This is a genomic window from Nonomuraea ceibae (assembly GCF_019396325.1).
Classification (GTDB): Bacteria; Actinomycetota; Actinomycetes; order Streptosporangiales; family Streptosporangiaceae; genus Nonomuraea; species Nonomuraea ceibae.
Window position 1 is genome coordinate 1 of the sequence record NZ_JAHKRO010000250.1, and the last position, 740, is coordinate 740.

The following is a 740-nucleotide window of genomic DNA, read 5'->3' on the forward strand; positions in this document are numbered from 1 at the left end:
GCCTAAAAGTTGTTGCAGAAGTGCGTGTATGAGCTGGTCAGTGCGTTCTGCGGCAGTGGTGCTCATGCCGTGAGGGCGAGGTTGTGCATGTGTGCGACGGCTTGGACCGCGTGGTGGAGTCCGGCCCCTTTCTGCCGGCAATCACGCAGGATCTTGTAGTTCTTCATCCGGGCGAAGGTGTGCTCGATGCGGGCGCGGATGCGCCGGTGTTCAGCGTTGTCTTCCTCCTGGCCCCGTAGCAGAGCTCGTCCCGCCCGTCTTCGATGCGGGACGACCAGGCCGGTGTTGAAATAGGCGCCGTCGGCCAAGACGGTGACATCCTCGCACTGGGCCGGCAGGCCGGAATCGCGCCAGGCGTGAGCGTCGGCCTTGTTGCCCGGTGCCGGTCGGCCGGTGGCCACCACCAGCCGGGTGTCGGCGTCGATGATGACCTGCACGTTCGCGGAGAAGCGGTAGTTCTTGCTGGAAGCGGCGATGGTGCGGTCCCGTACCGGGATCAGGGTTCCGTCCACGATCCACAGCCGTTCCGCGGCTTCGGCTCGGCGTGCTGCCGGCTCCAGGGCGAGCAGCGGGCCCAGGCGCTGGATGACCCGGCACACGGTGGCCGGGCAGATCCCGAACAACGGCGCGAGCTGTCGCATCGTCAGGTTGGTGCGGTAGTAGACGGCCACCAGCAACACCCGCTCCGGCAGTGCGAGGCACCACGGACGCCCTCTGCCGCGGCCTTTACCGGGCCCCTC

At 67.3% G+C, this 740-nt stretch carries 1 protein-coding gene; it reads right to left on the reverse strand.

The window, feature by feature from the left end; all coding sequences use genetic code 11:
• Positions 1 to 62: 62 nt before the first annotated feature.
• On the reverse strand, positions 63 to 740 hold a 678-nt coding region (locus KME80_RS49795), incomplete at its 5' end, for a transposase (RefSeq protein ID WP_219520112.1).